This is a genomic window from Campylobacter sp. RKI_CA19_01122 (genome assembly GCF_025771325.1).
GTDB lineage: Bacteria > Campylobacterota > Campylobacteria > Campylobacterales > Campylobacteraceae > Campylobacter_D > Campylobacter_D lari_D.
This window is the reverse complement of the sequence record NZ_JAKMPZ010000008.1, coordinates 85754-92219: the sequence shown is the minus strand read 5'-3', so window position 1 is coordinate 92219 and position 6466 is coordinate 85754. Positions and strand designations below refer to the sequence as shown.

Sequence of the window (6466 nt, the reverse complement as noted above, 5' to 3'; positions counted from 1 at the left end):
TTCTCCACTTACTTCTTGAGTGCTAGCTGCGCTTTGATTATAAGTAGCAATGATTTGTAATCTTTTAATATTAAAATCTTTTACTCCTTCAAATACTACCTTACTCTCACCTTTATCATCAGCTGTACTTTCTTTATCGTTACTAATTCTTAAAGTTTTATTGCTTTGTATATCTTTAGCCTTCCATAAAACTTTTGTTTTTGGCATTAAACCTTTAAGTTTTACTTCAAAGTCGCTTTTATAATCAATCATTCCTTTTTCAAAGTCTTGATGAGTCACAGGATCTTTTCCAGTAGGAAGCTCCATGGTGGCTGTATAATTTTTAATCTCTAAATCTTTACTTCTTTCTTTTACTAATTCATCACTCATATTCTTAGCAATGATTTTTACTTTTTCATTTCCACTAAGTCCTATGATTTCTACATTACTCTCACCTTTATCATCAGCTATTAAATTAAGCTCCTTAGTAGTTTTATCTTTATCAACAAATAAAGCATTATCTCCTTGTATACTCCATTTAACTTTTGTAGAATTAGCTTTTAAGTTTTTATAACTTGCATGAGTTTTTTCTTTATTACCTATAATAGCTTTATCTAAGATAATATCATTATCTCCATAAATTGCTATTTGAACAAATGTTTTTAAAGTAACTCCCAATACATTAGCAATGATTTCAGCTTTTTCTTTATCTTTCATGTTTACATCAGGTTTATAGATGATATTTGAATTTCCATCTTTATCAGTTTTATCTGAATTTGGCGTTTTTTCTAAACTTCCTTTACCATTTAATTTCCAATGAATTGCCAAATCGCCTGCTAAATCATTTCCTGTAAATGTGATTAGAGATTTTTCATATCTTTGTATATTAGAAGGTTTAGCAAATATCCTAAAGTCTTCTTTTGGAGCTATGATAGTAATAGGGAAACTTTCTTGAGCATTCCCTGCTTTAGCAATTAAATTGGTTTGATGGACTCCATAAGAATGGATTATTTTTACAAAAACTTTTCCATTACTATCAGTAATATAATGATTTCCATCTTTTAAGATTACACTTTTTTGTTCAGGAGTTACACTCATAGCAACATTTTTAACTGCTTGATTAAAGCCATCTTTAAGCATAATACAATGAGTATTACCTCCCAAATTTCCGCAATAAGAAATATGATAAGTATTGTTAATAGCTTTATATTCAAGCACCATAGAATAATCTCTATCTATAAAATGAGTTCTAGAGCCTTCAATGGTATTATTTATACCTGCTAATTTTGTATCAAAAGCGTGTTTGAAGGCATCTTTATCTAAAGGTATGTTAAAATTCATAGCTATATTTGTGCCTTGTTTATCACTTTCATTACTTCTTTTATGGCTTAGCGAAAAAGTTAATGCAGGACAGGGTGAGTAAGTAATACCTCCTTCATACACTAAAGGATTTTTTTCTAAATCTTCATAGCAGTTTACATTGCCAAATGGAGCTACTTTTTCTCCATACCATTTACTCATATTAGCAAAAACAGCTACATTACTCATAGAAGGAAAAGCATATTTAATACCCATATCCCAGCCATTAGCAGGGCGTTCTAAGAAAGTTAGATCATTATTTGCATTTTTAAAATCATAACTATTAATCCAATCACTTAATCTTTGATAAATATTAGCATGGAAAGCTAGTGTATCTAACATACTTTCAAAGCCCAAAGATATTCTTTTATGCTCTCTACTAAAATCATGATCATAAACTAAATTTAATCCTAGCATGATATTTCCTGAATTATCTAATGCTAATGCATTAGGATAATATCTTATACCACCACCAAAATGACCTATGATTCTATTATTATCATATCCACCTATACCGCTTTGTAGAAAATAAGATATTTTTGGATTATCTTCACTCATAATAGGTAAAAGAACTTTAGCATTACCACTTAAACCACCCCTATCATTATAGTTTAAATTAAACTCACTATTAATGGAGTGATTAAGAGCATGTAAATATTCTTGGATTAAAGTATTAGCTTGTAAGCTTAAATAATTGCTTGCTAAATCTCTTATAAGCTCATCTCTTTCTTTACTATCTTTGGCATTATATACATTACCTATAGTTTGAATAACATTAACAACCTTACTAGATAATTCTTCATCTTCTTTACTAAGATTAGAATCTTTCTTTGGTTTTTCTTCTAATAGCTTTTTGACTCTTGAGTCAATGTTATTATGTTCTTTAAGTATTTGCTTTTGATCATGGTTTACATGATTAAGTGCAAGAGTTTGATTGTTATCTATAATGATTTTATCTTGATTTTTTAAAATCATTATTTGAGAAAAAAGAAAAGTGTGAATGAGTAAAACAAATAAAAGCGTTTTTTTCATATCCCCCCCCCGAATCCTTTGCATAAAATTTTTTATTTGTGATGAGAATATGATAACACAAAAAATACAAAAGTGATAAAAAAGTTATAAAAATATTGAAAAATAGCCAAAAAATTAATAAATATAATAATTATTTATAAATTATAATCAAAATTACTTTTATTTTTTATTAAAAAAATGCAAATAGATTTATTATTATTTAAATATATATGAAAAAAACTTATCATTTACTTTTTAAAAACAATGAAAAATAAGCTTTTTGAATTTTTATATTTATATTTTATTATACTATTTAACATTTTTAAAAGTATTAGCATTTAGTATTTTAGATAACAGTGTAAGGTGTATTTATCATATTTGGTATATAAAGTATAAATACTAAGCTTATATATAGTAATAAATAAAGAGTATAAATACCTTATTATACTCTTTAGATAACTACAATATAGAGTTTTTGTATAAATTTGATAATAGTTGTTATAATCTTAAAATTACTTATTAAAAAAATATATTTAATTATAATTTGTATGTTTTTATAATTTGGATAATAGGTAAAAGAATATATATAATATTTAACAGAAAATAAAAAGTGATTAAATAAAGTTAGATATATAAAGATATTTATAGTTTTATATGTTATTTTTATAAATTAAAACAAACATATTTCACAATTAAGCAAGATTAGCACAACCAAGAATTATTTAGAAACAAAAATTTTTTGAGAAATATAAAAAAATGTCTTTAAGTAAAAAAGAATTTGCTAAAGTATTAGGCGTTTCTTCAGGAACTATTGATAATCTAAGAAGAAAAAATACAATCTATGGAAGTATCTTGCTATGTATTATTTTCCATTGAAGAAATAGCTAAAGTTGTATCAGGGGTTAAATCTTTAAAATGAGATTTAACTATACAAATTATTGAATTTTCAAAAGTATATGTTATTTAGATATTTAATTTCTAAAGTATGGATACTTAGACGCTTTCTAAATCCACCATTACTTCTCTATCACGAATTATTACTACAATTAAAATCTTTTGACAAATTAAAAAAAATATTTTTTTGTACACACTTTAAAGGAAAATCAGTGATTATTGTAAATGATAGGCAACTTAAAAATTTAACTGTTGATAAAAAACTTATATCAAAGTGCTTGTACTAAAAATTTATATATTGAAGCTAGGGTTTTTCATGGAAATATTGATAAGAATTTTTATTTTAGATATAAACTTAATAAAAAGGGTATTCTTTTAAAATAGGAAAATATCCTATAACCATATTAACACGAGCGAGAGAGATTGTAAATGATTATAACGACATGCTATCATAAGGCATTAATCCAAAAGAACATATTCAAAAAGAAAATACTAAAAATCAAAATATAAAAAAGCACTTTATGGTACTAATAAAGTTCAAAGTTATAAAACTTCACAGATGAAGCAAGATTTAAAGAATTATTACTTACGATTAATAAGTATTTTTACAAAAGTTGCTTTGCAAATTAGTCCATATTTATTTTAAGAAGTGCTAATATTATAAATTTAGAATGGAAAGAAATAGATTTTGATAAAAAAATTATTATTCGTGCTAATAAAGTTAAAGCAAGAGAGGATTTTATTATTCCGCTAAGTCAGAGTGCTTTAGACTTGCTTTTATATGTTAAAAATTTTTCTTACTCAAATTCAAAATATTTTTTTCCAAGTAATATAAGTAAATCTAAAACAATGAGTAAAAACACATTAAATCAAGCCATTAAAAGATTAAGTTTTGGTGATAAAATACTATATCATGGTTTTAGAGCTACTGCTTCAACTTTTCTTTATGAGTATAAAAATATTCATAAACAAGATAGTGAAGTTATAGAACTATGTTTAGATCATAGAGAAAGAAATAAAGTAAAAGCAGTATATAATAGAAGCTTAAGACTTGATGATGGAAGAGAGTTAATGCAATGGTTGAGTGATTTTATTGATAAATTAAAAAGAGATAAGTAGTTTAATTTTTAATGTTTGTAAATTATAAACACATAAGAACTTTTTAATTTTTGTAAATTTAATAGTATTTTATTGAATATCTTTAACGCAATTATTCTATTAGTAACTTTCTTAATACACTATTTTGTGAATTTATATATTTTAAAACAACACTTTTTTTATTTTATTTTCATCTAAATCTAAGAAATCTAAATAAGCTTGAAATAAATTATTATTTAAATCATCATCAAATTTATGACTTGCAACCATATTCATAGAAAAATGATTAAAAAATTTCTTACAAAAATCGTTATTATTTTTAAATAGCTGTACTAACTCTTCTTTTTTAAAAAAATTATATTGCTTGATTGCTTCGAGATAAAAACTACTTTCTATATTTTCATAGCTATTAATAAGAGCATTAATACTTTCATACTTACTTGTTTTGTATTTTTCTTTGGTATCTTCATAATAACGCTTCCATTTTTCATCTTTTAATAATTTTAAAAGTGCTATGTCAGATCTATAATCATGATTAAGATCAAACTTAAATTCTTCTATAACAAGAGCTTCTATATAATGCTGATTAATTTTTTCTTCTATGTTGCTTAATTTTTTCTTTGTAATTTGCGCATAGGTTGAAAGTAAATTTTGATAAAAACCATAAGGATAGCGTGTCATTCCATTTTTTGAATAAAAGTCTATTTTTAGGAGTGAATTTTCAATACCTTTTACAAATTGCTCATCACTTAAATTACCTACCAAATATTCTATCTTGCAGTTTTGAAGTTTATAATAAAGTTCAATTTTTAAAGTTTGATAAAAATCGCGTCTTAGTTGGTATTTTTCTTCTTTATTTAAATAAAACATATTTTTTAGGTATTGTTCATAAAGATGATAATAGCCTGAAGCTAAATCTATTTTCTCTATTTTAATAGAAAGGTATTTTTTAATTTGAAATATTAATGAGATATAATTTAATTTTAGAGCATCTGAAAATGTTTTTTTATTGTCATACTTGCAAAACAATAAAAAACATTGCGTATTAAAATAATCTATATGCTCTAACACATGATATAATAATCTTAGATTTCCATTGCATTGTTCTTTATATCTTTCGAAAATAATATTTTCAATAATATTTCTTATCTCATCTGTAATTTTAGTATATTTATTTATTCTATCTTTTATGATTGCTTTTGCTACTTCATCATTGTCTTTTATCGTTATTTCACAATATCAATAACTTTTTCTTTGTATATTTGATACCAGTTTTTACTATTGTATTGTTTAGTCTGTTTTTCTTTATTGTTTTTAGCCAGATTGTTATCTTGTTCTTTTAATTCTTCCTCATGAAAAATCACAACAACATTACATTCTTTTTCTTCTTTAAGTAAATTTACAAGTCCTAAAATTTCTTTCAAAGAAAGATTGTCAGATTTTCTTTCTATGTTATCAAAACACACAATAATATTATAAAAGTCTTCCTTTTTTAAAAAGGAAAAAATAGCATCACTATCTATATCTATTAAGCCGCCACTTATACTTTTAACCAAACCTTCTAAACCTTTAAAAGTTGTTTTGGTAATTTTATTATAATCTCCATGTAGGCTTACAACTATTTCTTCTAATATTTGCTTATAACTTTCTTTGCCAAAAAGATCTATATAAACAACTTTTTTATCTTTAGAAAGTTTATTTTCAACTTCTTTCCATAAATAAGTTTTACCTATACCCCAAGACCCATTTATAGCTAAACATTTTTTAGATTTTTTATTTAAAAAATTTGCGATAGTGTCAATCTTATTCATTATACACTCCTATAAAATATTTATGTAATTATATAAAATTATTTAAGTTTTCTATGTAACTATCCTCCAAACCTTAAAGCTATAGATAGTTACATATTCTTTTTAAAATACCCCTTACAGCTACGCACTCAGACAGCCTTTCTTTTTTTAAAAAATATATAAAAAAATACATACGCATACGCGAGAGAAAAAACAAAAAAAGTTGAGTAATTTTTTTCAATGTTTAAACAAATTTTTGTTTTTTCTGTTATTTAATATTAAATTAATTTTTTGACTTTTATAATTATTCATATATCAAAAATAATCATAGAAAG

Annotated in this window: 4 protein-coding genes; 1 reads left to right on the top strand and 3 read right to left on the bottom strand. The window is 24.1% G+C overall.

Annotation, left to right across the window (positions count from 1 at the left end):
- A partial coding sequence (locus tag L8U37_RS05880; RefSeq protein WP_263728796.1) for an inverse autotransporter beta domain-containing protein occupies window positions 1-2370 on the bottom strand: 2370 nt, incomplete at its 3' end.
- A 1506-nt stretch (window positions 2371-3876) separates the two neighbouring features.
- Here L8U37_RS05880 and L8U37_RS05875 point away from each other — a divergent pair.
- A complete protein-coding gene (locus tag L8U37_RS05875; RefSeq protein WP_318529654.1) occupies window positions 3877-4362 on the top strand; it encodes a site-specific integrase in 486 nt (161 codons plus the stop codon).
- A 141-nt stretch (window positions 4363-4503) separates the two neighbouring features.
- Here the strand turns inward: L8U37_RS05875 and L8U37_RS05870 are convergent, their stop codons facing one another.
- Window positions 4504-5370: a hypothetical protein gene (locus L8U37_RS05870; RefSeq protein ID WP_263728795.1), complete on the bottom strand. Its 867-nt coding sequence runs from the start codon at window positions 5368-5370 to the stop codon at window positions 4504-4506.
- Between the two features lie 197 nt (window positions 5371-5567).
- Entirely contained in the window at window positions 5568-6152 is a 585-nt protein-coding gene (locus tag L8U37_RS05865) for a KAP family NTPase (protein ID WP_263728793.1), read from the bottom strand.
- Window positions 6153-6466: the final 314 nt, after the last annotated feature.

Excerpts from the sequence above, each read along its gene's own strand:
- L8U37_RS05865 (WP_263728793.1), bottom strand. The coding sequence starts at position 6,152 with ATGAATAAGATTGACACTATCGCAAATTTTTTAAATAAAAAATCTAAA.